The organism is Delftia sp. DT-2 (genome assembly GCF_028401915.1).
Lineage (GTDB): Bacteria > Pseudomonadota > Gammaproteobacteria > Burkholderiales > Burkholderiaceae_C > Comamonas > Comamonas tsuruhatensis.
This window is the reverse complement of record NZ_JAQOTI010000015.1, coordinates 114770-141310: the sequence shown is the minus strand read 5'-3', so window position 1 is coordinate 141310 and position 26541 is coordinate 114770. Positions and strand designations below refer to the sequence as shown.

The 26541-nt window shown below is 61.7% G+C and carries 16 protein-coding genes; 6 read left to right on the top strand and 10 right to left on the bottom strand.

What is annotated here, in order from left to right:
- The 5 genes from PO605_RS24870 to PO605_RS24850 form a co-directional block, all read left to right on the top strand.
- On the top strand, positions 1 to 330 hold a 330-nt coding region (locus PO605_RS24870), incomplete at its 5' end, for a hypothetical protein (protein WP_272207041.1).
- Between the two features lie 292 nt (positions 331 to 622).
- Positions 623 to 2941, top strand: a complete 2319-nt coding sequence (locus PO605_RS24865; protein WP_156136040.1) for an ATP-binding protein — start codon at positions 623 to 625, stop codon at positions 2939 to 2941.
- A 4-nt stretch (positions 2942 to 2945) separates the two neighbouring features.
- Positions 2946 to 4157: an EAL domain-containing response regulator gene (locus PO605_RS24860; protein WP_047471906.1), complete on the top strand. Its 1212-nt coding sequence runs from the start codon at positions 2946 to 2948 to the stop codon at positions 4155 to 4157.
- A gap of 20 nt (positions 4158 to 4177) precedes the next feature.
- Entirely contained in the window at positions 4178 to 7450 is a 3273-nt protein-coding gene (locus PO605_RS24855) for a hybrid sensor histidine kinase/response regulator (protein ID WP_272207040.1), read from the top strand.
- A gap of 18 nt (positions 7451 to 7468) precedes the next feature.
- On the top strand, positions 7469 to 8122 hold the full coding sequence (locus PO605_RS24850; protein ID WP_047470945.1) for a response regulator transcription factor: 654 nt from the start codon (positions 7469 to 7471) through the stop codon (positions 8120 to 8122).
- A gap of 412 nt (positions 8123 to 8534) precedes the next feature.
- Here the strand turns inward: PO605_RS24850 and PO605_RS24845 are convergent, their stop codons facing one another.
- Both PO605_RS24845 and PO605_RS24840 read right to left on the bottom strand, forming a co-directional pair.
- On the bottom strand, positions 8535 to 9692 hold the full coding sequence (locus tag PO605_RS24845) for an agmatine deiminase family protein (RefSeq protein WP_047470940.1): 1158 nt from the start codon (positions 9690 to 9692) through the stop codon (positions 8535 to 8537).
- Between the two features lie 96 nt (positions 9693 to 9788).
- The gene (locus PO605_RS24840; RefSeq protein WP_047470953.1) at positions 9789 to 10652 is read right to left on the bottom strand and encodes a LysR family transcriptional regulator; all 864 of its coding nucleotides are present in this window, start codon (positions 10650 to 10652) and stop codon (positions 9789 to 9791) included.
- A gap of 261 nt (positions 10653 to 10913) precedes the next feature.
- On the opposite strand from PO605_RS24840, the gene PO605_RS24835 reads away from it, so the two are divergent.
- Positions 10914 to 13073: a methyl-accepting chemotaxis protein gene (locus tag PO605_RS24835; protein ID WP_272207039.1), complete on the top strand. Its 2160-nt coding sequence runs from the start codon at positions 10914 to 10916 to the stop codon at positions 13071 to 13073.
- Positions 13074 to 13087: 14 nt separating this feature from the next.
- On the opposite strand, the gene PO605_RS24830 is transcribed toward PO605_RS24835, so the two are convergent.
- From PO605_RS24830 to PO605_RS24795, 8 genes are all read right to left on the bottom strand, one after another.
- The gene (locus tag PO605_RS24830) at positions 13088 to 14041 is read right to left on the bottom strand and encodes a BRO-N domain-containing protein (RefSeq protein ID WP_272207038.1); all 954 of its coding nucleotides are present in this window, start codon (positions 14039 to 14041) and stop codon (positions 13088 to 13090) included.
- 583 nt (positions 14042 to 14624) lie between these two features.
- Positions 14625 to 16241 (bottom strand): TIGR04141 family sporadically distributed protein, encoded by a 1617-nt coding sequence (locus tag PO605_RS24825; RefSeq protein ID WP_047470935.1) that lies wholly within the window; start codon positions 16239 to 16241, stop codon positions 14625 to 14627.
- A 337-nt stretch (positions 16242 to 16578) separates the two neighbouring features.
- Complete coding sequence (locus tag PO605_RS24820) at positions 16579 to 18360, bottom strand: alkaline phosphatase D family protein (protein ID WP_047470933.1); 1782 nt, start codon at positions 18358 to 18360, stop codon at positions 16579 to 16581.
- A gap of 11 nt (positions 18361 to 18371) precedes the next feature.
- Positions 18372 to 19487, bottom strand: coding sequence for a DUF4062 domain-containing protein (locus PO605_RS24815; RefSeq protein ID WP_052195776.1), 1116 nt, complete (start codon positions 19485 to 19487; stop codon positions 18372 to 18374).
- Positions 19488 to 20107: 620 nt separating this feature from the next.
- A complete protein-coding gene (locus PO605_RS24810; RefSeq protein WP_052195775.1) occupies positions 20108 to 20623 on the bottom strand; it encodes a DUF6933 domain-containing protein in 516 nt (171 codons plus the stop codon).
- 285 nt (positions 20624 to 20908) lie between these two features.
- Positions 20909 to 23542: a DEAD/DEAH box helicase gene (locus PO605_RS24805; protein ID WP_047470929.1), complete on the bottom strand. Its 2634-nt coding sequence runs from the start codon at positions 23540 to 23542 to the stop codon at positions 20909 to 20911.
- Complete coding sequence (locus PO605_RS24800) at positions 23539 to 24543, bottom strand: HamA C-terminal domain-containing protein (protein WP_082001519.1); 1005 nt, start codon at positions 24541 to 24543, stop codon at positions 23539 to 23541. Before PO605_RS24800 ends, PO605_RS24805 begins: the two co-directional genes overlap by 4 nt.
- A gap of 679 nt (positions 24544 to 25222) precedes the next feature.
- Positions 25223 to 26374 carry a phospholipase D family protein gene (locus PO605_RS24795; protein WP_047470927.1) on the bottom strand — a complete coding sequence of 384 codons (1152 nt, stop codon included), beginning with the start codon at positions 26372 to 26374 and terminating at the stop codon, positions 25223 to 25225.
- Positions 26375 to 26541: the final 167 nt, after the last annotated feature.

The following is a 26541-nucleotide window of genomic DNA, read 5'->3' as shown; positions in this document are numbered from 1 at the left end:
AGGGAGCAGGGTCCCAGGCCGGTGCTGGCGCACGGGCCGCTTGCGTCGGCGGCGCTGTCCACCACGACGGTCCATGCGTGGGCCGTGGCGATGCAGCCTTGCAAGAGCAACGCCAGGGCGAGCAGGCGCAGCGGCCTGCTTGCCGGCCTGGTAGTGAATCGTTGCCTGTATATCCTCATTGCCATTTTTACTTCCCCTGAAATGGGCCGCCGAAACGCATTCTGGATATTGCGCAATACAGGACGTGAAATAGCGCTCGCATTCTGCATGCGCGACGTCTGTGTGCAATATCACAGGGGTGGTCAGAAACGGAGCAGCCTTTGTCGATGAATCAATCCGGCAATGATCTCCAGGGCATCGGAATATTGGTTTAAGAATTTTCTTAAAGTGACAGGAATAATGGCATTTTCAAAGAGATTTGACGATTTTCCGATGGCGGATCGATGCTTGAAATCGCTCTTTGGCGAGGCGGCGTGCAAGAGGTTTCAGCATTAAGAAAATTCTTAGTCCAAATTCGCCTTTTGATTCCTAAGATTCGGCAATGCGCCAGTTTCAAGCTCTCTTGTTTTCTTCCAGATCGACACATCACAGGCTGTGCCTGTCCTTGGCACGGCGTGACTTGATGGCATTTGCGCTGGCGATCATGGCCATGCTGGCCTGCGCCGGTCACGGCGGCAGGGTCGACGCCGCCCCGGCGACGCCATCGCGCAGCGTCGCCCATGTGCCCGTGCGAGACATTCAGTTGTTTTTCATGGACCGATGTTTCCTGCTGCTGGACGCTGCGGTGGGGGCCACGCACGCAGCCATCCACACGCAAGCCGGTTATGGCTGGCCGTGGCGCGCCAGCGCACCGCAGGGCCAGCCCGGGCCGCTCCATTCACTGATGCAGGCAGGCCGGGCGCTTCCCGAATCCCTGTTGCTGCGCAAATCCGCGACCAGCGCCGGATGGCTTGCAGGCCGCTGGGAGCCCGCGCGGCAACTGGTCAGGGCCCACGCCTGGCTGCTGCTGGGGTCCGCGTCGCTGGGACTTGCCTTCATGGCTGCAATTGCATGGTGCGTGCGCCGGCTGCGACGCGGCGTGCCGGCTTCGGCCTGGAGCCGGGCAGGGGCCTGCGCCGCCGGTGACGCGCTCTGCCGAAAGCTGCTGGACACGGCACCCGTGGGCCTGGCGCTGGTGCGGTGCAGCGATCGCAGCCTGCTGCTGTCCAATGCGCTGGCCCGGCAGTGGGTGCGCAGTGATGCTTCCTGGTTCGAGCAGGCCGTGGCCGGGGGCGCGCAGCAGGGCCCGCGTGAACTGGCGCTGGGGGACGGGCGATGGGTGGAGGTCCGTACCACGCCCACGACCCACGGGGGCGAACCGGTGGTCTTCTGCCTGGTCAGCGATGTGACGGCGCTCAGGCAGGCGCAGGCAGCGCTGGTCGATGCCAAGCAGCGCGCCGAATCGGCCAGCCAGGCCAAGACGCAGTTTCTGGCGACCATGAGCCATGAAATACGCACACCGCTCTTTGGCATCCTGGGAACGCTGGAGCTGCTGGCCCTGTCCAGAGTTCCTTCCGAACAGACACGCTACCTGGGGGCCATGCAGCAGGCATCGGCCTCCTTGCTGCGCATCGTCAACGACAGCCTGGACCTGTCGGCCATCGAGGCGGGCCGGCTGCAGCTGGAGGCCCAGGCGTTCTCGGCCACCGAATTGCTCGACAGCGTGGCCGCAGGCCTGCTGTCGCGTGCCGAGCAAAAGGGCCTGCAGCTGTATGCCGTCTCCGATGTGAAAACGCCGCCCCTGCTGGTGGGCGATGCCTTGCGGCTGCGGCAGATCCTGGACAACCTGGTGGGCAATGCCATCAAGTTCACGTTCTCCGGCCATGTGGCCATCCGCCTGCAGGTCATGGGAGAGAGCGAGGAAGGCACCGACCTGCGGTTCCAGGTGCAGGACACGGGCATCGGCATCGATCCGGAGCAGCAGCCCTTCCTGTTCGATCCGTACTTCCGTGCCCATGCGGCCACCCAGCAGCAGGTACAGGGCGCGGGCCTGGGACTGTCCATCTGCCTGCGCCTCAGCCAGGAGATGGGCGGGCGGCTGACGGCCGCCAGCCAGCCGGGACTGGGGACCTGCGTGTCATTCGAGCTGCGCCTGCCGCGCGAGAGCGCGGCAGGCTATGAGGCAGTGCCCAGTCTGTTGCCGCAGACCGTCTACGTGGATGGCGCCATTCCGGAAGTCGTGCACAACCTGTGCGCCTGGCTGCGGCATTGGGGCGCCATGGCCCAGCCCTACCGGGACCAGGTGCAGGGTCCCAATGAGCAGGCCGTGCTGGTGCAAGCCTGGCCGCGGTCGATGCGCCGTCCGCAATGGATGGGCAAATGCGTTCTGGCGCTGGCGCCGGGCGAGAGCCCCCGCGAGACCGTGCAGGCCTGTGTGTGGGAGGCCAGCGCGCCTGGCGTGCCGGCAGTGGGCCATGCGCTGGGCCTGGCCCAGCAGGGCATTGCGCCGGGTGCGCGCCCCGACCTGTATGCCGCCGCCGCCCAGGTCTACGAGCCCCTGGGGCTGAGGGTGCTCATCGTCGAAGACAACCCCATCAACAGGATCATCCTGCGAGAGCAGCTGCAGTTGCTGGGCTGCGAGGTCCAGCAGGCCAGCAATGGACAGGACGCGCTGTCCCTGCCCGGCCTGCTCGAATTCGATGCCGTTCTCACCGACCTGCACATGCCGTTGCTGGACGGCCCGGCCCTGGCGCGTGCGCTCAGAAAGCGCGGGTATGTCCGCCCGATCGTCGGGCTGACGGCCAATGCGCAGCCGCAGCCGCAGACCCAGACGCAGGCGCAAGAGCAATCGCAAGGGCAGGGCGACGGACTGCCGGCCGGCTTCGACAGCCTGCTGTGCAAGCCATTCACGTTGGCGGTGCTGCGCACCACCTTGAACAACATCAAGCAAGGCAGGACCTGAACCCATGCTGGCCCCATTCAAAGTACTCATCCTGGACGACCATCCCCTGTGCTGCGAGCACGCGCGCAGCCTGCTCATGGAGGCGGGACTCACGGACACGCACATGGCCTGCAACGCGCGGGAGGCCCTGAAGAAGCTGGGCGACGGCGGATTCCATCTCGTCATCACCGACCTGAAGATGCCTGACATGGACGGCCTGCAGTTCATCGATGAATTGAGCCGGCGCGACCTGCATCCCATGCTCGTGATATCCACCTCCTGCTCGCGCCGGCTGATGAACAGCGTCAGTCTCATGGCCAAGGAGTCCGGCTTTTCCGTCATCGGGATGTTCCAGAAGCCGTTCGGCACGGACCATGTCCAGGCGCTGGTCAGCCAACTCAGGTCCGTCCATGCAAACGAGGGGAAAACCGCTGCCGGCATCAGGGAGCGGCCGATTTTCGCCAAGGCCCACCTGGTGCAGGCTTTGCAGGAGAAAACCATACAGGCCTGGTTCCAGCCCAAGAAATCCCTGCTCACGGGCCACATCGTCGGCGTGGAAGCGCTGGCGCGCTGGAACGATCCGCAGTTCGGCTTCATGATGCCGGGCTCGTTCATGTCCGCCATCCGGTTCCATGGCCTGGACCATGCCTTGCTGGTGCGGATGATGGAAGACGCCATGTCGGCGCACCTGGCCTGGCGCAGTGCCGGACATGTCGTGCCTGTGTCCGTCAACCTGCCGGTACCGCTGCTGGACGATATCGGCCTGCCGGACGAGTTGCACGGCATGGCGGCCCGGTGCGGCATTGCTGCGGAGAACATCACGTTCGAGCTGCTGGAGGACCAGGCCGTGGGCATACCCGCCAACTACTACATGAGCGCGAGCCGTTTGCGCCTCAAGGGCTTCGGCCTGGCCCAGGATGACTACGGGCGGGGTTACAGCTCGATGTACAGCCTCATCTCCACGCCCTTCACCGAATTGAAGATCGACCGGGCCTTCGTGGCCGGTGCGGCAGGTGACGAGGTGCGGACTGCGGCCTTGACGTCGTCGGTGCAACTGGGACGGCAACTGGGCCTGACGGTGACGGCGGAAGGCGTGGAGACCGCCCAGGACCTGGAGTTGCTGCGCAGCATCGGATGCGATTGCGTGCAGGGCTATCTGCTGTCCGCCGCGGTGCCTGCGGTTGAATTTGCCCTTATGCTGGCGTCCGAGCCCCGGCACCAAGGCAATCCCCCCTGACCCAAGCACGCAAGGCGTCCATGCCCGACTCCCCGTTCAGCAAGATCACACGCACCACACGCTGGCAGAACCGGGTACTGTTTGGAGCGCTTCCCCTGGCGATCTTCCTCATCGCCGTGCTGCTGTGGGGTTCGGAGAGGATTTTCGAGCAGGAGCAGGGCCGCCTGGCCTTGAACTTCTCCGCCATCGTCGGCTCGCTGCAGGAGCAGGAAATCTTCCTTCGGCGGCTCAAGGGTCGCAACGAGTCCTGGAAAGCGCTGCCGGACCAGAGATTAGCCACCATCGTCGACGTGCCCGCTCCTGCGCAGGCGGACTACCGCATGTTCCGTGGCCGCGAGGCCATCGGCGGCATTCCCTTTTCACTGCAATGCTCTGCGCGCGCGGCCTGCGACACGCTCCCGGACCGGCTTTTCTCGCTGGGCAGCTCCCTGGCCGCGGGCTATTCCTCCTTCTGGGCAGGCTCCTACTTTCCGGCAGCCGCTGCCTTCTTCACCAAGGAGGACGGGGCGATCAGCATCGGCGTGCCGGCCATCGACGTGCCCATCGGCAACGAGAGCGTCACGCAGGAAATGTTCGACAGCACGATTGCCGCCGTCAAGGCGCATCTGCGGGCCAGGGCCGCCGATGCCCGGCCGGGCGCCGGCTCCACGGCGCCGGCGCAGGAGATCGTCTGGTTCCGGTCGCCCCAGTTCCCGGAGAAGATGATCGGCATGGTCGCCGCCGGCTTTTCAAGCCATATCGAAGCCGGCGACGAAGCCGCCACAAGCCCGATCTACGCCGCCATCCTTTTCAGCCGCCAGCGCATCAGCGCCATAGAAAGAACCATCCATACGCTGCCCAGGCATCTTTTCTGGCTGGAGCACCGGGATTTCGGCGTGCTCATGGGCACCGGCCCCGTCCCGCAGGTGGATGACACGGGGATGCAGTACACGCGCAATGGCCTGATCCTCAAGACCGAGGATGCCTCCGGCCGGTGGACCGGCTACTACCAGGTGGACTACGCCACCTTTTTCCAGGGCAGGCTGTTCGCCCCTTCTGCCGGCCTGGTGCTGGCCCTGCTGCTCAGCCTGCTGGCCGGCGTGGCCTATACCCGGTGGTTCAACCGCAAGGTGATTGCGCCCGCGCAGGAGGCGCAGCGGGTCATCGTCGAGAGCAATGAATTCAACAGGACGCTGATCGAAACCGCTCCCGTGGCCATCTGCCTTGTGGCCTACGGCAGCGGGAAAATCATCTTCAGCAACTCGCTGGTGCAGGAGTGGCTGCACTCGGCCGATGGCTACCTGCGTCCCGGCTCGCCGGAGAACAAGGCGGCGCTGGAGGAGATTGTCCATGCCCGGGCCGCAGGCACCATGGAGCGCCTGGTCACCGAGCAGGGCAGGACGCTTCATGTGGCCTATGCGCCCACGCGCTACCTCGGCCAGGATGTGACGCTGTGCATTTTTGCCGACGTCAGCGCGCGCGCGGAGATCGAGAGCAACCTGGAGCGGGCAAGAATCGCGGCGGACGAGGCCAACGAGGCCAAGTCCACCTTTCTGGCGACCATGAGCCACGAAATCCGCACGCCGCTGTATGGCGCGCTGGGCACGCTGGAGCTGCTGGGCCTGACCGAGCTCACGCAGCTGCAGCGCAAGTATGTGGACCGTATCGAAGCGTCCTCCTCCATCTTGCTGCAGATCATCAGCGACATCCTGGACACCAGCAAGATCGAGGCCGGCCAGTTGCAGCTGGAAAAGGCCCCGTTCAATCCCCGGGAGCTGGTGCAAAACTGCACCAGCTCCTATGCCGCCATGGCGCAGCAAAACGGCCTGCTGCTGTTTTCCTGTGTGGACGCGCAGGTGCCCGAGTCGGTGCTGGGTGACGCGGTGCGCATCCGCCAGATCCTGGGCAATCTCATCAGCAACGCCATCAAGTTCACGGAGGCCGGCCATGTGATCGTCCGCCTGCGCAGCGTGCCGGGCACGGCCTCGCAGGCCCGGCTGGTGTTCGAGGTCTGCGACACGGGCGTGGGCATAGAGAAATCCCTGCATGGCGAGCTTTTCACGCCCTTTTATCTGGTCAAGAACAGCAGCCGCACGGCGCGGGGGGCGGGCCTGGGCCTGTCCATCTGCTGGAGCCTGGCCCGGATGATGTCCAGCTCCATCGAGGTCTGGAGCGAGCCCGGCCTGGGCAGCAGGTTCTGGTTCGAGCTGGGGCTGGAGACCGTCGCGCAGGAGCAGGGGCCGGAGCAGGAGGAGGCTCCCGCGCTGCAGGGCGCCCGGATCGCGGTGCGTACTCCCCACCCGGAACTGACGGACAACATCTGCGCCTGGCTGCGGCGCTGGGGCGGCCAGGCCCGCGCGGCGGCAGCCGCCCCGGTGGCGGCCCATGACGATGAGCTGCTGCTGGACGTCCTGCTGCCGGCGGACAGCCCCGCGCCGCAGTGGAAGGGGCCGCACCTGAACCTGTCCTCGCCGGAAAACCGGGGCATCGACGGGCACAACGTTCTGAGCATCGGTTTGGGCATTGCGCAGGTGCTTGGCGGTGCGCAGCGCTCTGCCAGCGCCGGCACCGATCTGCCCCTGTTCGACCTGCGCGTGCTGGTCGCCGAGGACAATCCCGTCAACCAGGTGACACTGCGCGGCCAGCTCGAGAGCCTGGGCTGCGAAGTCACGGTCGCCGACGACGGGGAGGAGGCGCTGGCGCTGTGGGACATCAGCCCGCACGACCTGGTGCTGACGGATGTGAACATGCCCTACCTCAACGGCTACGAACTCGCCGAGCGGCTGCGTTCGGAGGGGGTTGCCTGCCCCATCGTCGGCGTGACCGCCAATGCCATGCTGGACGAGGAAAACCGCTGCCTGAACGCCGGCATGAATGCCTGGCTGGTCAAGCCCATCCAGTTGCGCACCCTGGTCCGCACCCTGGAGAAGTTCGCGCCGAGAAAACGCCTGCGTCCGGCGCCTGCCCAGGCGGGCGCTGCGTCGGCGGACATTCCCCCGCCCCCGGCCCTGTCGGAGCCCAACGTTTTGCAAACGCACAGGCAGGTCTTCGTGCAGTGCATGAACGACGACATCGCAATGCTGGCCCGCGGCCTGCAGGAGCGCCGGCCCGACCTGGCCGCCCAGGCCCTGCACCGCATGCGCGGCGCCTTGCTGCTGGCCAGGATGCAGGAGCTTGCCGCCCGCACCCAGGCGCTGGAAGAGCGGCTCCTGAACGGCGCCCCGGAGCCCGGCCTGCAGGCCGCGCTGTCAGTCCTGCTGGACGACCTCCTGGCCGACCTTCGCGCCATGATGGCGCAATTGCCCCAGCCCTAACCCTTTACTTGCGATCCCATGAAACTGAAACTGCGCATTGCTGTCGTGGACGACCACGCCGTGGTCCTGCTTGGTGTCAAGGACTTCCTGGAGCAGGACCCCAATCTCCAGGTCGTGGCCACATTCAGCACGCCATCGGCCCTGATGCAATACGCCAGATCGAACCCGCTGGACGTGGTTTTGACCGACTACTCCATGCCGGGCGACGATGTCTATGGCGATGGCCTGCGCTACGTGGACTATCTGATACGCCACTTCCCGGACATCAAGGTGCTGGTGCTGACGACCGTCTCCAATCCCATGATCATCTCGGCCCTATATGACGCCGGCGTCGCCGGTGTGCTGCTCAAGGAAGAGCCGCTCACCCAGATCATGGCGGCGCTGCAGTGTGTCCGCCTCAATGCCCGCTACTATTCGCCCTCATTCCAGGCCGACACGCCCAGGCAGGAGCGGTCCGTTTTCCTGGCCGAGCGCGCCAACAGCCTCTCGCCGCGCGAGTTCGAAGTCCTCAGGCATTTCGCCAATGGTGAGTCCATCACCGAAATCGCCGCACGGCTGCGGCGCAGCGTCAAGACCGTCAGCCTCCAGAAGAACTCCGCCATGCGCAAGCTGAACGTGGACAGCAACCAGGACCTGGCCGCCTTCTGCGCCGAGCACCATCTCTTCGACTGACCGGGCTGCGGGCTGCACCAGCCGGTCAACCTTCCAGCGCCTGGCCTTGCGCCTGGCTGCCGCCCTCGGCGTCCACCTCACTCAGGGGATAGTGCGGTTCGGACGGCATCAGGCGAAACCCCAGAAGTGCCCCGCGCCGGCTTGTCTTCATCGCCAGGGGCGCCTGGCAATGCACGCAGTCATAGTTCACAAAATTGGCATCCTGCTCCAGTGAATAAAAGCGGAACCTCAGTCCGGGGTGGGGCTTTGACAGGCTTGTATTGCTCAGCAATTCGTAGCACGGGTCGCACAGTTTCTGGGACGTTCTCTTTGGCTGCATTTCTGGAAAAAACGGATCGATGTACCGCTCTCCAGTCTTGCCCGGCCTTGCGCAGCCCAGGTTAAGACGATTCTTATTGCCGTACGACGCGCATCAACGCGGCTGCTGCTGCGTCGTGCAGTGGATGCCGCCGCCCCCGGCGGCAATCGCGTCGATGTCCAGCTGCACCACCTCGCGGCGGGGAAACAGCTCGCGCAGCAGGGAGCGGGCGTTGGTGTCCGCGCGGGCATCGCCAAACTGCGGGGCGATCACGGCGCCGTTGCACACATAGAAGTTGATGTAGCCGGCCGCGAACTCCCTGGACTCCAGCTTGCTGCGCACCGATGACGGACCCTTGAGCACCTGCACGCTGAGCTTTTGCCCGCGCGCATCGGTGGCCTGGCGCAGTATGTCCAGGTGGCGCCGCGTGACGGCGTAGTCGTAGGAGTCCGGGTCGTCGTCCAGCCCCGCCACCACCACGCCGGGCGAGGCAAAGCGCGCATAGAAGTCGGTGTGCCCGTCCGTGATGTCGCGGCCCGCAATGCCGGGCAGCCAGATGATCTTGCGCAGGCCCAGCAGGCGCTTGAGTTCGGCCTCGCAGGCGCTTTTCGACAGGCCCGGATTGCGGTTGGGGTTGAGCACGCAGCTTTCGGTGATGAGGGCCGTGCCCTGGCCGTCCACCTCGATGCCGCCGCCCTCCAGCACCAGCGCGGTCTCCAGGTGGCGCACGTTGGCGGCTTCGGTGACAAAGCCTGCCACCTCGGCATCGTTGTCATGCGCCTGCTTCTCACCCCAGCCGTTGAAGTTGAAATCCACGCCCGCCAGTTCGCCCTTGCTGCTGCCAGTGCCGCTGCCCAGCCTGCGCACGAAGACCGGCCCGGTGTCGCGCATCCAGAGGTCATCCACGGGCTGCACATGCAGCTTGACGCGGTTGCCGCACAGGCGCGCGGCCAGGTCGTAGTCGCGCTCGCGCACCAGCATGTTCACGGGCTCGAAGGCGGCAATGGCGCGCGCAATGCCGGCCAGGTGCTCGCGTGCGGGCTCCAGCAGGCGGCGGCCCCAGACCCTTTCGCTGGGGCCGAAGGACATCCAGGTGGACTGGTGCGGGTCGCCCTCGTCGGGCATGTGCCAGGTCCCCAGGCTGTCCGGGTCCTGGCGGCTGCCTTCGGCACGGGCTGCCGTGGAGCGGGCGGCGACGGTGCCGGCCAGGGCCGCCACGGGCGACAGGCCCAGGCAGTTCAGCAGGCAGCGGCGGGAAAGGGCGTAAGGCATGGTGTCTTCAGCAAGTGCTTGGGGGAATGCTGCGATTGTCCGAGCCCGTATTCATTCTGAAAATTGATATCTTTTGCCGTAATCGATCAACCCAGCTCATGCTTTGGCAAGCGGCACCGCCTGCTCCACAAGGTAGTCAAACACCTCGCGCACCAGCGCCATGCGCGGCTCGCCCTCGATGCGCGACATCCACAGGCGGCCCAGCGCAAAGGGTGGAATGCCTTCCACCAACTGCAACCGGCCCGTGCCCAGCGCCTCGTCCGCCAGCAGGCGCGATACCACGGCGCAGCCACGCCCGCGCAGCGCCGCGTCCAGCAGCAGGCGCGCGTCGTCGTAGATGGCGGTCTTGCGCAGCTGGCCCAGGTGCTGGCGGATGAAGGGGCCGGTGCGGTCGCTGGTCAGGTCTTCCTCCAGGCACAGCAGGCCGGCGCCTGTGTGCGCCCCGGGTGCGCGCACGGCCACCAGCTCGTCGGCCAGCAGAGGCACCTGCAGCACATCGGTCTGCCGCAGCGGCTCGCGGGTAATGGCGATGTCCACATCCAGCTCGTCGATGTAGCGCGCCGTCTCGTCGGTGGAGACGATGGGGCACAGCTGGGGGTGGCGCTGCAGCAGGCCGTCCAGGCGCGGCTGCAGCCAGCCGCTGGCCACGGGGGCGGGGCAGACGATGGTGACCAGGCTGTCGTCCATGTACGTCTCTATGCGGCTGAGCCCGTGGCGTATCTGGTCCAGCGACTTGCCCACGCTGTCCAGCAGCAGCCGACCCGCCACCGTCAGTTCCACGCCGCGCCCCTTGCGGCGGAACAGCGGCTGGCCCAACTGCTGCTCCAGCTGCGCAATCTGGTGGCTCACGGCCGATTGGGAAATGCACAGCTCCTCTGCCGCGCGCGAGTAATTGCCCAGGCGGGCTGCGGCCTCGAAGCCGATCAGGAACCGGAAGGAGGGGAGGCGGGCATTGGACATGGGCACGGCAGACAAAGCGGTGGAACCGGAATTGTCGACGCACCCAGCCGAAGCCGGGCGCGATGGCCGGGCGCTGTCGTTGCAACACTTGGTTACTTCCTTGACCCATCTCAAATCCCCCAGGCGGCGGCGCCGATACGCTTCGGCCCATGAATCGCCACGGCTTGACTTGGGTCAGCCTGGCCTGGCACGCAGGCATTCCATGCCGATACCGCGTGCGCACACAACAGCGGCGCCCTACGCCGCACAGGAGATGCATCAATGCACATCGGCCAACGTTTCTGGCGCCGCCAAGGGCTGGGCACCAAACTGTCCATCACCAATTTCGTCTGGGTCGCCTCCATCCTGGGCCTGCTGGTCCTGGGTATTGCCTGGGACGTCAGCAAGTCCCTGCAGTCCAGGATGAACAGCGACATGCAGCAGGGCATACGGACGCTGTACAACTTCATCGAGTCCAACGACAAGGAACTGCGCCAGCGCACCCAGTTCCTGGCCGACAGCCTGGCGCACAGCCTGCAGGGCACGCTCAGCCTGGACACCGGTGGCAGCGAGCCGGTGCTGAGACTGGACGGCCAGCCGCTCAACGGCAACGATGCGCAGCTGCAGGCTTTCACGCGCAGCACCGGCGCCGTGGCCACCGTGTTCGCGGCCCAGGGGCAGGGCGACTTCGTGCGCATTGCCACCACCCTGAAGAACGACAAGGATGACAAGGGCGGGGCCGTGCTGGGCAGCCGCCTGGACCGCGCCCATCCCGCCTACGCCGCCATCCAGGCCGGCCAAAGCTACATGGGCCTGGCCCATCTGTTCGGCCGCCAGTACATGACGCACTACCGCCCGCTCAAGGACGCGGCGGGCGCCACCGTGGGCATTGCCTTCGTGGGCCAGGACTTCTCGCAACTGCTGGAGCACTTCAAGGACTCCATCCGCGCGCTCAAGGTCGGCCAGACCGGCTACTACTTCGTGCTCAACGCCGAAGACGGCCCCCAGCGCGGCCAGCTGGTGGTGCATCCCGCCATGGAGGGCAAGAACATCAGCGAGTCCAGGGACGGCGACGGCCGTTTCTTCATCCGCGACATGCTGGACCGCAAGCAGGGCAGCATCGCCTATCCCTGGACCAACCCGGGCGAGGAGCAGCCCCGCGACAAGCTGGTCGTCTTCAGCCACTACGCGCCCTGGAACTGGGTCATCGCCACCAGCGCCTACGTGGACGAATTCGTCTCCGAGACCCGCAGCCTGATCCTGCAGTTCGCCCTCATGGGCCTGGGCGCCGTGCTGCTGCTGTCGGCCGCGTGGTTCTGGCTCATCCGCCGCATGATCGTGCGCCCGCTCAAGCAGGCCAGCCACATGGCCTACGCCATTGCCGATGGCGACCTCACCTTGCGCGTGCACAGCGACCGCCATGACGAAATCGGCCACCTGCTGGAGGCCATGAACACCACCAGCACGGGCCTGACCCGCGTGGTCGGCAGCGTGAACGAACAGGCCCACAGCGTGGCCCTGGCCAGCGCGGAAATCGCCCAGGGCAACCAGGACCTGGCCGCCCGCACCGAAAGCGAAGCCAGCGCGCTGGAGCAGACGGCCGCCGCCATGGAGGAACTGGGCTCCACCGTGGCCCACAACGCGGACCACGCGCAATCGGCCGACCGCATCACGCGCGAGGCCCAGCGCGTCGTCACCGAAGGCGGGCAGGCCGTGCGCAAGGTCGTGCAGACCATGCAGGGCATAGACGCCAGCAGCAAGAAGATCGCCGACATCATCGGCGTCATCGACGGCATTGCCTTCCAGACCAACATCCTCGCCCTCAACGCCGCCGTGGAAGCGGCCCGGGCGGGCGAGCATGGCCGGGGCTTTGCCGTGGTGGCCGAGGAAGTGCGCGCCCTGGCAGGCCGCAGCGCCGAGGCCGCCAAGGAAATCAAGCAGCTCATCAGCCACAGCGTCGCCGAAATCCACACCGGCAACCAGGAGGCCGCGTTTGCCGGGGAAACCATGGAACAGGCCATGGAGGAAATCCGCAAGGTCACCCAGCTCATCTCGGACATCAGCCACGCCAGCGCCGAGCAAAACAGCGGCGTCGCCCAGGTGGCCGAGGCCATCACCCACATCGACCAGACCACGCAGAAAAACGCGGCCCTGGTCGAGGAAATGGCCGGCGCCGCCGCAGGCCTGCGCCACCAGTCCGATCAACTGGTGCGCGTGGTCTCCATCTTCAGGCTGCCGGGCGGCAGCAATGCCCAGGCACAGGCGGCGCCCCGTGCACCGTCGCTGGCGCCCGGCGCGGCCAAGGCATCTGTGCCCCAAGCCGCCCCGCCTGCCGTTGCCAAGCCTGCCACCCCGGCCGCGTCGGCTGCCTCGGCAAAACCGGCTGCCGCCAAGCCCATCGCCATGGCCTCCACGGCCGATGACGACTGGGACAACTTCTAGGCGCCGCGCCCGCCTCAGTCGTGCCGCGCCATCAGGTCACGGCGGCGGCGCTCGTAGTAGTGCCGCTGGCACTCGGCCGCCTCCTGCCAGGCCTGCCTGTCTATGGCTTCCTGCACATGGTCGGGCAGCGGCCGGGGCGGCACAGCGGTGGCCAGCATGGCGTCCATGCCCTCCAGCGGCGCAAAGCCCAGGCAGGGCAGCTCGAATGGCAGCGCGGGCTCCTGCGCATTGGCAAGAATGGCCCCCAGCGCCCAACGCGCCATGCGGTCAAAGAACCCGTCAGGGTGCCCATGGTTCCAGTACCGCGCCATCTCCGGCCCCGCAAACCGCATGGCGTCATAGGCATGCCGGGGGTTGTGGCGGGCCAGCTCCACCACCTCGCTGAACCAGATCTCTCCAATCCCGTAGTGCTCATGCCCGCTGTTCACGCGTGGCGGCACAAACCACTGAATGCGCTCCCCCTTCGCATTGCGCCGTGTGAAAGACAGGTCATCGCAGGTGCGGATGCGGCGCAAGACCTTGGGCGCGGGCCCCGGGATCAGGCTCTGAGGCGGGTGCATGGCATCGTGCCCGGGCCGGGTCTTGCGCTTGGTTTTGCTGACTTTGGCCGATGCATCCATGCTGGCCAGGACCTTGTGCTTCACCCAGCGCCTGAAGCGCTTGGCCTCAGGTGAGGGGCTGGCCTGGATCAGTGCATGCAGTCCGTCTGCACTGATGCCAGCCACGGCTTGGCGCCTGGGCTTGCGGCCGGGCTCGCTGGCAAGGCGGACGGTGCAGCGCTGGGCCTCATCGAGCTTGCCCGTGGCCACTTTGTGGCGGGAGATTCCCAGGGCAGTGCACACATCCTTGGCAAGGAACCAGGTCACGCCGTTCTTGGAGAACGTGCGGATCGGGATGTCGCCGAAGTGGAGGGTTTGGGGGGTGATGTCGTCTGCGGGGACGGCACGGGAGGGGGATCGCAAAGCCATGAATGGCCTCCTATGTCAACACGGTCATAGGGTTGCCCGTCTGTCTTTGCCGCAATGGCTTTATGCAGCGGCGGGCAGCCCGGCCATAAACAAGACTTGCCCTGGATTGCAGGGCAAGACAAAGCGTATGGACGAAACGCCACTGACTTTCGGGAGTGACTTCCGCCTATGAAGGTGTGTTGAGCACCGGGGGGATCGTAGCAGGTGTGGGCGTGCGGGAGCTGCCCAAAGCGGTTACGTAGGGGTGCTGGATGGAGGGTGTAGGGAGGTGTTGAATGAGGGGCTTTGCAGTGAATTGCGAGGGCAACACCTGTTTTGGTTTCTTCGCAGTTCAGTGGTTCAAGGCCTGTGCGTCAGTAGTAGGCCACCGCAGGCGGTTGAACGACGGCTTCAGGCTGAATGCAGCCCTTCTCAGTAGGACCGCCGACCAGCGGCTCTTTTGTGCAGAGCAGTCAGTAGGCCATCGTCCGCTGTCGCTGTGCACTGTCACCGAGTTTTACTTGTCAACGGATAGCTGAGGGCCGTGAAGCACCAGCAACGCAGTACCCTTTGAACCTCCGTTACTGCCCGTGCAGCTTCCTGATCAAGGCGTCAAGCGCTGTGTCGTCGGAGCGCCAGCGATCGAAACCCGATATCCACGTTGGGTGAGGTTTTCGAACGCTTTCGACAGGTTCACCTTGCTAAAAAACGGTAAGTTCTGCTTGAGCGTCGCACTGTCCTCACCTAGGATTAGAAAAACAATCTCATAGTCAGCGCTCTTGAGGGTGTCCAAGGGCACGAGATCACGAGCAGCTGGATTTACACCGCGTAGCACCTTTCGCGCCTTCTTGCGGAAGGCTTTGTCGCCGAGCATGATTTCAGCAGCCACACCACCCTGAGCAAAGAGATGGCTCAGTCCAGCCGATCCGCCCTTGCGATGCTTTACGTGCACCAATTGCTTGGCAGGAGTCAGGAGATCGCAGAGTTCTATGGACGATGTAGCCCGGTCGGTCTTGACGAGCTTCTTGTCCAGCAGGAAATATCCATGCGCCGCCGCCGCTCGAGTGTTGTAGTCGCCCTCGGACTCAATTTTCGATTTACCTCCTTCGGCCCACACTTCAACTGGTGGGAATGAAAGGGTGGATATCTGAACCAAGTCCAATGTCTCGGCAATACGGCCAATGAATGTTGCGTCAACCTCGTACCACTTGCCATCGAAGATGATCTTCGTTTTATCGCCATCGACGATCTCGTAGTAGATACAGCGATACACCGGGTGTTCGGTCACGTTGCCATCGATATCGTGGACAAAAAGCCTGTCGCGCTTCAAGCTCTCGACAGTTAGGCGCGCCAGATCAGGAATGGTGGCGAGGTAATCGGCCGAATGGATGACGGGACGCACACTCTCTTTGTTCCGCGTAAAACTAAATCCGAGAATCGTGTCCCAGGTGCCGATCTCCGGCAGTGTGACCATGACTCCAGGATTGCGCGCGGAGACAGCTTGAAGCAACTGCGCGTTCAGCGCGTCGACCGAAGCGTTATCCTTGACCTTACGGACGTTGTCCACCCACGAGAATGACGTTTTGTAGTCGTCATTGACGTAGTAGCCTTTGATGCGGCGGGCCAACGCGGGGAAATCTGCGGTTTCCATTTCGGAGCCAAAGGAGAACATCGCATCTCCACCGGCGATCTGCCTAAGGCCAACTCCACGCTTGGGTACGCCCGTCACAGCGCGAAGAACATCCCTTAGGATGTCAATCCCGAAGACGCCTACCTCCGAGTCGCGAGCAGCCTGAGACTTCTTCTGAACAGGCTGGTCTTCGAGGGTATGCAAGTCGACGCTGCGCAGTGATTTGTCGTCGAGGGTGTTGAGCGCTGTACGGAGGCCAAAGTCCTGAACGAACAGTGACTGGTCGATCAAATACCGGCCGTAGCCAAAGGTAAAGGCAAAGACGTCGCTGTCCACTCGAAGCAATAGCACCGCAGAACTCGATCGATTTGCGAGGTCGGGTATGACGCGGCCCGCAACTTCGTCGAGCAAAGGCCCCCAACTAGGCCTCTTCTCAGCACTTCGTCTCACGTAAAGGGCTCCGTCGATACCTAAGGTGTCTGCCATTGGGTAGGTGTCCACTAGTGCATCAGCAAGCAGATCCGCAAATATTTGGCCGTCGCCTAAAGGCTTCGCCATAAAAAGGTTCAAGCGGCGGTAGCTTTTAGCCATCTCATTCTCCCAGTTGCGTTCGACGCCAGCGCACGACTCGGAGCGCCATCTTTTTCTCAACCATAGTAAAACAACAACATCCGTAAGCTCCGACAGGCTGGAACTTGCAGTGGTCTTCGCTGCATTTTCAACAGAAGCGTTTCATCAGGCTGACCTGATCTACTTGTAGTGTTGAAGCTGCAGTCAAAGCATCTCGCACGTAGCCGGTATGGAGCCTAGTTCCTGACAGAGCTCGTCAAAAAGCAAACTTTTGACGTTTCACAACTGGTCCACAGACTTCCCAGAAACTGCTTCCGGATTCCAGTCCACGAAACCACTCTGCTCCGAGTGAATCAGCCTATGTAATAGGTGCCACCGCAACCAAATGGTTTGAAAAATTAGTCTCTGTTTCACATCGCCAGGTTGCCCAAAGCTTGCACCCTTCAAGTGCCCCAAGATCTAGCTCCAAGGCAAGCCAGTTGCGCGCGGCCATGACATGAGTGTCATGTCCCGGAAACGTCATGACTTCAGCGACATACTGCACATCGATGTTTTGAGGCTTCTTGGCGTTGGAGTTCAACCAAGCAAGAAACAGCCGCTCTGTCACCCCCATCAGCGATGGGTGAACAACGGCAGACGACGTAAATTGGTGCATCTGCGACCATGTTTCCGAAGCGGGCAGGTCTTTGCGGTAGGCCGTTCCCCACGCGGCAACATGCACGTCCCCGGAAACCAAGGAAACTCGAATCTTCTTGTCGCGAGCAAAATTAGATAGTACTTCTAGCAGTCGCTTTCGTTCCCCCTCGTGGTCATCATGGGACCAGTGATCTTTGAGGTCGTCGGCGTTGCTATCGGTGACATGATCCTGCCCGAATTTATCCAAGAACAGTTCTGCCAATGGCAGCTTCGGGTGCACAACCGGCACGGAGGACATGAACAATAGGTGTTGACATCCAATCTTCGGTTGCGGACCAGCGCCTCCAGACTTTAGGTTGCCGGTCCATTCTTTGATTTGCCGCCACGTATCCGATCCCATGACTTGGGTTCGGGAACGCTCCGTTCGCAAGTCGGCAGCGACGACAGATACTGGTCCAATCGAATAGGCAGACGTAAATCCTGGCTGGCTGTCGAGCAGCGGAAGTGCCAGCGTATCTTTGGCAAGCACCTTGCTCCACGGAATAGGCTTTAGCAGAGGATCCTGACGAGTGAATCCTGCGGGCGTTGTGTCCTCCAACTCAGGCAGATCCTCCAGTGCATGTTGCATCTGAAACACCCAGAACGCCCTGCGCGCATGGCGGAAGAGTGTTTGAAATAGCTCGCAGTTCTGCATCTCGCAACTGTATGACCCCCAGCCGTCAAAGATGTCGTGGTCGTCCCACACCATGATGGTTGGCATGGACGCCATCGCTGCTCCCGCATCAAGCGCAGCTGTCGCGGACGACCATGGCTGCCTCTCAATGGGGAGCCATCGTTGTTTGTACAGGCCGAAGTAGTAGGCCTCTATCTCCCGTTCGAGAGACTTGCTGACCTTGAAGTCTAGTTGGGCCTGGCGAGGCAGGCCAACCCATTGCCGCAGCGCTTTGATGTCTTCCCAAATAGAGTCAAAGTAGATCTGGTCGCCGCCCATGAGCATCAAGTGAAAACGCTGTAGGCCTTTGTCGTGAATGCGCTTCTCATGCCACAACTGCTCCTTGTCCAGCAGCTTGGCTTCTCCCTCCCCAGGCTTTCTGCGTAGTTTGCGATCATGGCTGTAGAGCAGGTCCTCCCACACCGCATCCGACGTCCGGATGATTTTTCTCATCACCGCAGGATCAGAGAATCCGTTGCACGATACATAGGCCATGCGCGGAGAGAAATCCTTGCCAGGCACCGTCATGTTCCAGGCCAGTCCACCAGGGATACCGTAGCTCACCGTGCGCTCGTCCTTCAGGACTTTGCAGGAAATGTCGTAGCGCAGATAGCGCTCGCCACGGGTTGACCACAGCTCCTTAGGTGCTGAACATGCCTTGCCATCCACTTGGAACTCCGGGATCTGCGCTCCTGCCTTGAGGCCAATCAGTGCCGTTACTCGCCAAGCATCCCCTTTTCCGATACCGCGGAACGACAACACCGGCCCCAGCAGCAGATCTTTTTCATTCATATTAGGCCTCCTCACGTATTTATTTCTTTCGCTACCACCTTAACGATCCGAGCGCGAGACACAGCCCTGCGTGCCACCAGCGCTGCTTCACCGGTTTGTTGCAACCATTCAAAAAACCGTTGACTGGCGTGTCGCGTCTGAGAGTCGTCTCGACAGTTGGCCAAGAATGCGAATTGCACCTTCTGCACGTCATCGGCCACGAACACCCCAAAGGGTCCGCTCACCACCGTCGCATCAGGAAATCCTAGTAGCGACGTGGCCTGGGTTTCTGTCGCACCGCGGTGACAGGCAATCAAGTGCAACGGCCCGTGCGCAGAAGCCAGTAGCTTGACGCGTTGGTGATCTTCCAGGAAGGGCCGCCCCACCAGCTCGCGCGCCGCGGCCACGCTGAACGAGGCCGGAATCGCGTGAACTACTACAGCTACGTCCTTACCATCCAGGTTGACCACCACACCGCCGTCCACCGCCTTGGCGCCCTTGAGCCCGCCCAAGGCTGTTTTGAGCGTTGACTCCATGGCCATTTTTCGTTGACGGAAGTCGAACCGGGACCAGTCCAGGGCGGCGCCGACATCGAAACGCGTCGACGCGGCAGCCTGTACGCCCCGTTGCGTCAGCGAAACCACGGCATCCAAGAGAGCCTCGAACACGCGTTTTTTGGCATCGGCAACGGTCTTCACCTCGCCGCCCCGGAAGGCGCTCTGCCGCGAGATATAGTCCTGAAAGCGCAGGTTGCGCTCGCCTGCAGAGCCCGGAGCGCCGGCCACTGTCGGCAATGCCACCAGGCGCACCTTGGCTTGCGCAGAACGAAGGCCCTCCATGTATTCCGCGTGGCAGATGCCTATGTCCTGGTCGCCTGCCGCCCAGCCTGCATTGCCGTTGGACAGCACAATAAGTACATCGCAATCGCGCACGGCTTGCAGACAGGCATCCCAGCTATCTTGTGCGCCCTCGGCCGGCGGTGCGTCTTCGTTGATCCAGACCTCAAACAGCTTTCGTCCCAGCATCTCAGCTGATTCGATTTCCCTTTTTAGCTCTTTTCGCAGGTCTGTAAGATTGGTTTTGCTACCTGCAGGAAAAGCATCCACACATCGGCTGGACAGCATTACTCTGATAAGAGACTTGGCCAAGAAGCGCTCCTGTGGTTGTATTGAAAGACGATGCGTAACTAAATGCCAGAAGGGCTGTATCCGTCTTACTAACCAACATGCTTGGAAGGCCCGTGCCTTCTCGCGTAGCCCACGCTGCATGACGACGAGTCCAGTCATACAACTCTGACAGTCGCTTTTTTTTACAAGCGTATCAGAACACTGCTTGGCCATGCTTTAGTACTAACCCATTGAAGCTCACACTGAAGGAAGCATTGAGTTTTCTTGGATCCATGCAGACGTGCAGGAGCATCGCCGGCCCCGCACTGGGGCGATTGCAATGCGCACTAACATGCCTCGGAGATCGCTACGACGTTCCAAGAAGCGCAGCGATAAGATCCGACACCGAGAAGGGATAGACCGAGTGCGCCGGACTTGCCTAAAGTCGATCCACTAAGCTCGCGCACAGGAGTAGCGCCATATAGTTAGGCGCCAAAATATTCTCCAAGAAGCTTGATTTGAGCATTCACTTCCTGGCCAATAGCAGCCCAAGAGGCAAACATTGTGCTCGACAGCAACCGCTGCACACAGGATATTGGCCGAAGTTCCAAGAGCGACTGCTTCACTTTCAACGGGTGGGGTATGGCGCTCATACCAACCACTCAAGCAACAAATTTGGACAGCGCACGTCGTGTGGCAAACGCTGCCACGGTCGCATATTTTGGCGACGCTTGCTCGATGTAGGTGAGCGGTGTCTTTGCCAACCACAGCGAGAGCTCCATGAGGCTGCGATCTGGCGAGTGCTTGATTCCAGTCTCCAGCTGGAAGGCGAGATCGTTTAGGGAGCCGAGTACACGTCGGTTAGCTGTCTTCGCGATTGCACTGCTTTGCATGGCCTGCAACTCAACCTGCACGTCTTCTTGCGGCACGCCTATCGACAAGAGTTGCTCTCCCAGTGCCTCAATCAAACGTGGGACGAGCAACCTGCGGGATTCCTTGGCCGGAACCACCAGAGGTAACAGCGTTCTCTCGCTCACGGCGAGAACCACTTGCATCCGTCCGACGCGAATCAGATTGGCGTACCAGTCACCCAGAACAGTGTCCGGCGTTGTGATGATGGTCACTGGAGCGGAGCCAAGCCGGGCTAGGAGCTTTTGGGTGCATCGAATTGTGAACATGGAGGGAGCGGCGGGATTGAATTCCTCTTGAAGTATCCCGCATGCTGCCGCCGTCGGGCCAGATGGCTCAACGATGGCGCTAGGTACGGCCAGAGGGGGCACAAGTGGGTCGCCACAGGCGTCTGCCCATATGCAGTAGTGACAGGGTAGGCTGCGAAGAAAGCTGACGATGGCCTGCCGCCGTCGTCAGCCATCTACAGGCCTGCAAGTCCTGTTCCTCGCTTCAGATTGGTTGAACACAGTCGCTCATAGCAAAGAGGCCTCAGGGGCAATTGGCCGGATGAATCAGGCCTCCGTTGAATGCTCGAATTTTGTCTCATCCACAAGGCCTAGCCGGCGCAACTCACCCAAGATGATGGGTCCTAGCGTAGTCTTGGTAGGGTCCAGGTCAGCCAGCAACTGCCTTGCATCGGCAGCGGTCAAGGTTTCGCCAGGTGGTGCAAGAGCCTCAAGTGCTGCGGCTGCGATTCGCGAAAGTCCCAGCTCCACGTAGGCGGTCCCCGCTTCAGTGGAAACTCCGAGTTCAAGGGCGAGTGCGAACGGATAGACGTTCGGCACAAGGGCCTCGTTCCCCGTAACGCGCAATGCAAGGAGTAAGACGTCTCGATAAGCCTTGCCTAGCTGCACAAACTGGAATCGAACCACATCCTCTATGAGCGAGAAGGCCTCGTAGATGTGTTGGTTGATAGTCTTCATCTTTGGCGGTTTTTTTCCCTCAGCTTCGGCTATCGCCGCCTTTCGCTTTTCCGTCCTTGTGCGGCGCTCAGCCCACAGCTTCAGCATTACGGGATAGGGCATGCCCTTCATCCACCACAGTGCCAACGGAGCAGCGAGCATTCCGAACTTCATCGACTTGCCGGTCACCAGCTCGACCATGCGACCGAAAATCTTCTCGTAGTGCCCGGTGGGTGCGTCGGTCGGCGGAACGGGGATGAGCTCCTGGACCGCGCCCTCGCCAATCTTGGTTATGAGGAAGTCGTAGAGTTTGCGCAGACCGAACGGATCCATGGTCCAGTTCTCCGCCAAGATGTAGTCCGGCAGCCCGATGCTTGCGTAAGCGCTTTCCGCCGCTTCCACTAGATCGTCGACAACTGCGTCGTCCGATGTCGGCAATACGCGGGCGAGATAAGGCCTGAGATCCTGCCGAGCGGCATGTGCCACCAGCAGACCGGCGCATGCTCGAATGCGAAACGTCTCTGGCTTGCTGATTTGCTCTGCTGGCAGCGCACCGTCGAGCAACGCCTGTTTGACCACTGCTCCATGGTTGACGAGAGTCTCAGCGAGAGCTGGCTTGACTCGGAACGGCACAAACTGGTCCATCGGCTTGGAGTTCCACTCCTCATAGTTGAGCAGGAACACATTGCCGACGATGTCGTGGTTTAGCCTGCCGGCCCGGCCGGCGAAGTTCCAGAGCAGCGCCGGGTCCAGTGGCTTGCCTGCCCCTCTAGTAGGTGTGTCGATAAACACGTTGCGAGCCGGGAGGTTGACCCCCTGGGCAAGAGTCGTGGTGCAGACCAGGTACTTGACGCCGCCTGCATCTTGCTTAAACGAGGACTCTATCGCCTCGCGAAGCAAGCTCGGCATGCGACCGTAGTGGTAAGCGACGCCTTGCCGCACCATGGACGCCAGCTGGTACTCAGGGTGGACGTGCTCTTGGATGAACGTTGACAGCTCCTCCAGCGATCCATCTCGGAGCTCCCCGTGCTTTGAATTCAGAAGGGCGGTGAGCAGTGCAGCAGTCTTCTCGGCCTCACGAGCTCCGGTCTCGTAGAGGAGTGACCCGTCGTTGCCGCCCAGTTCAACAGCCACACTGGCAAGGCGGCTCGCCTTGTTTTCAAGCGAACGCTCAACTCGTACATTGCCCATCGGCAGCCGAACGCCGTCGCGGCCCATAAGCGCAATGTTTAGCTCGAAGTGCTTGCCTTTGACCTTGCTGAGAACAATGCGGTTCTGCTGAACCGGCGACAGTCTAGTTGAGAGGGGCACCAGCTCAGTGACGCCAAAAGACCGAGCCACAGCCGGCATCCCCTCTGCTCCTGGTGCTAGCAAGATGACCTTGGTTGCAAAGGACCGCTGCGCGATCCTCTCCAAGCAGTCCTGAAGAATCATGCCTCTGGCGTCGTCAGCGATGTTCTGGGCCTCGTCCACGACCACGATGTCAAAAGACATGTCATCTGGTGCCACTGATAGCAGGCTGCTGAGTCGTTCCTGGGTGAGCACAAAGATTTGCTTTGGCCGCTCAAGATGGTCAAGAGATGGAACTGCAGAGATTCTGATGTTGGCCCTCCCGCCGAATCGGGCGTGTAATTTGCCCTGGACCTCTGACAGCAAGGCGCGCGTCGGCGTAAGGTACACCGCTGTGAAGTGCTCGCTGCTCTCGGCCTGCCGGTAAATGTGTTCGAGGACCAGGAAGGACTTGCCAGCCGACGTCGGCGCGGTGATGACTTGGGAAGCCTTTGCTGGCAGGCTTTGCCAAACCCTTCGCTGATACGCAGTGAGCGCAAGAGTTTCTTTTCCAATCTGGACACTACTGGCCCGCTCTGATATCCGACGATTGACGAGCCCAAGCAAGGTGTCATCGCCCCTGCCGATGTTCTGCTCAGCGAACTTAAGACTAGGGAAGTTTCCCAGCTCGCCCAGAAGACCCAGTGCGCGCTCACGCGCCTGTCCATCCTGGGTAACCAGCAGCGACTGGATGGCAATCTCTTGAGCTTGACGGTGCAGGTTTTCATCTTCGGTTTGGACGAAGACTTCGGCACAGTACAAAAGCTTGGCAAGGTCGTCGGCGCTGACATCCTCGGTCACCGGGGCCTTCGCCAGCGTCTTGGCGACGCCTGCCGACTGCAGAGAGGCCAGCAGCGTCCAGTATTTGTCATTGCTTGTGAAACGCTGAGATAGCTCCAGTGCGAATGAGCTCATGGTTGCACCTTCTTGGGCACATACCCCATGGCGCCGTAGAACAGCTCACGCACTTCATCCGTGTCAGGGACGACGACAAAGTAGACGAGGCATTTATTGGGATCTGCACCGTGGTCGGTGAGGTGCTTCATGGCAGCTTTCTGGTGATGTACAAGTTCCTGCGTGTAAGTAGCGGAAAGCTCTTTTTCATGAAAACCAGGTTGCTGCTGATTGTTCACTGGTGGTAGACCATTGAACAGCTTGTCGTCCGAGTACAACACCACACCCACGTAGCGCTCGCGTTTGGGAACATCGTCGGGCGACGCCATGACGTCGAAGTAACGCAAAGCGACCTTACGGCTCTCCTCATCCAGTGTGTCTAGGTTGCCCAGGTCCCTGACGATGGAGTACTCGCGGCGATATTGCTTCTTGTTGGAGGTGAAGTCCGCAACCGACTCCGCGAAGTCTGCGGCACCGCCATTTGCGGTTTTATTTAGCTTCGACTCCAAGAAATAGATCACCAGCCAACCGCCCTCGACAATGGCATGAATGCCGTCGAGGCCATGCACAGGCATGTTGTTATTAGTCTTCAACGACATCTTGGCGGCAAGCTGCGCCGCGCCAAGCTGCTCAATGGCGATGCAGTAAGCAAGAACCTCGCCCACCTCGCTTGAGCGGTGTGGGTACTTCTCGTTGAATTCAAGGAAAGCATCGCGTGTCGCATCCGCGATTGAGAGCGAAACGCTCATGTCGCCAGGTGGGAGGGCGGCTTGCTCAGCCTCGAACTCAAGCCTTCGTTTGCGAGATAGTGCATAGTTTGCCGTTCGGCTCCAAAGATATCTGGCGAAGCTTTGTACGTTCGCCAAGTTCTCTTGGAGCCGCACGTGCATAAGGCTGGTCGCGGGCTGCGACGGATCTGCAGAGGCGGTCGCTAGAGCGACATATTTAGAAAGCTGGACATGGTCTTTGAGCGCGACCAAGTCTGCCTCGAGCTTTTCCATCCCTTGTTTGGACTCTCCCATCCCGCGATCCCTTCCCTTGTAGCGAGGACTCTTGCTAGGCACCAATTGTCGCGTGGAATTCTTCACAAGCAGTGGTTGCGCTTTGCATCGGTAGCCGATCAGCTTGGCGGTAGTCCTACGTGTTGCACGTCTGCGCTGCTGCCCGTTTCGTTGACACCTTATAAGGTGGCCGATGGAATGGGGAGCATCACACTGTGGCGCTCAGCCCCGAAGCGCTGCTCGTGCTCTACCGCTTGGGTTGGCAGTGCTAGGTCCTGAGCCTCGATAGCGGACTTCCAGCAGCCAACAGATTGCACTGACCATCACTTTCGGCTACCCGCCTGAGAACTTTCGTTGGGTTGGCTTGAGCCTTGAAGCTCTGACGACCGCTATGCGGCTGTGGCCGAAGCTCACCATGAGGCGATGAGCAGCAGCAATCGCTGCAAAGCCGAAGTTGGTGCTGGGGGACTACTTCAGGCTGGTTCCCGCCGCATGGGATTGACCGCCGAATGTCGGCTGCTGATCAAAGCTGCCGTCGACTGCCTTCACGGGTGAATTGCAGGTCTACGCTGAACTGAAGCAATCGCGGCCAATGGCCTGAGCGGTGGCGCTTACCAACAGGGGCCGTTGAAAGCCGATTACCTCGTCCGACTGCTGCACTTCCGAAACCACCTTTCAAACACTGCGGCCTAGTCGCCTCCTATTCGCGCCCTGGACTGTTCTTGCCGTAGGCGAGCCAAAGCACCGCATCCAGCTCGGCGATGTTCTTGGCGGGGTGCTTTGGATTGGCGCGCAAGGTCATGCGGAGGCGCTGTGCCAGATCGACATAGGCAACGCCTTCAGATGCACCGCGCGGCCCCTTGAATTTGATGGCCGCCAAAAACTCTTCAACCGGCTCATTCTTGACCGGGTAGAGGTCCGGAAACCGGAGACAAAGCATCTCGGACAAGAACGCGCCGCGAGACCGGACACCCTTTTTGCGCAGCGAATCAATTTCCTCCGCGACCACCGTATCCCGCGTCGCAGAAGGTGCGTCGACTATGCGGATAAACGATCGGCAGAGTTCACGGAAGTCACTCGCTTTACCCTGGCGCTCCCAACCTGCGCCCTGCAGGCGATTGTTGAGTTTGACGCTCCAGTGCTTGGGCAGGGAGTCATAGAAGTCTTCGTTCGACGTACGCCCTTTAGCGCAAGCTTTGAAAATGCGCATCAACCCAGCCTTGTGAACTTCATAGCTCGCGAGTTGGTCCCGGCGCTTGCGGACAATTTCGGCCGCGCCGGCAATCTGTGGCAACTTCAAGGCGTCCAGCAGTTCCTCCTCAGAGGACTTTCCTGATGGACCGGTCGGCCCACCGCGAGGGGCCTCTCGGTAAATCTCGAGCCAACCCTCTGAGACGGCGAGGCACGAGGTCGTCATAGCTTCCACCCAACTGCATGCGGTGTCGAACTGCGACTTGCTCAACTGGAAGTAGACGTTCGCCTCGTGATTGCGTGAGAACGCAGCCCTGGTCAGGTTGGATGAGCCGACAAGTGCGTGGAAGCTGCCGTCAGCCTCTCGCCAAAACATCGCCTTCGGATGGAAGCCATCAATGCCTGTCGCGGCCATGAACTGCCCGTTGAATCGCTTCGGAAGCCACCTCATGACCTTACGGCAAGCCTCTTTGCGGGTGATACCGAAGTCCTTGCCGATGATGAAGAGGAACTTCTTACAGCCGTCGGTTAGCTTGGCCGGAGCATCCCATTCCGTTAGATAGGCCGAGACGATATATAGCTCGACCGCCTTCATTAGCGCATTGGTGTAGTGATGCTCGAGGCTCTTGTCACCACTATCGGGCAGCAAGATCAGTTCCATGACATTTCTCCCATTTGTTTGCTTTCCATAGTATCTATGGTGTGGGGGGACGCAGACAGGAGATTTATGAGCCGCGCGTGGAAGTAGTCGCTGAAACGGGGCGCCTAGGAACTAGAAGCTCAGGTTCGTCTTGCTGTGCAGGACAGCCACTGCACCACTGATAGCGA